The following is a 291-nucleotide window of genomic DNA, read 5'->3' as shown; positions in this document are numbered from 1 at the left end:
ACCTCATCGCCCGCGCCGGCGACCGCGTGGATCAGCTGGGCGGCGATCTCGACCGACCCGGCGCCCACGGTCACCTCGGACAGGTCGACGTCGTAGCGGGCGGCGAGGCGCTCGCGGAGCGCGGCGGCGCTCATGTCCGGGTAGCGGTGCAGCGTGGCCAGGCGTGCGGTGACCGCGTCGACGACGGACGGCAGCGGCGGGTGCGGGGACTCGTTGGAGGAGAGCTTCGAGGCACCGGCGGGCGCCGAGCGCCCCTGTCGGTAGGCGGGGACGGCGTCGAGTCCTTGACGG

Annotated in this window: 1 pseudogene; it reads right to left on the bottom strand. The window is 75.6% G+C overall.

Features of this window, described 5'->3' with window-relative positions:
- A pseudogene (locus tag PS14A_RS26515) lies at window positions 1-291 on the bottom strand (aminotransferase); the annotation flags it as partial.

This window comes from Pseudomonas sp. 14A (genome assembly GCF_018132745.1).
GTDB lineage: Bacteria > Pseudomonadota > Gammaproteobacteria > Pseudomonadales > Pseudomonadaceae > Aquipseudomonas > Aquipseudomonas mercuritolerans.
The sequence above is the reverse complement of the archived record's forward strand: the minus strand, read 5'-3'. Positions and strand labels throughout refer to the sequence as shown.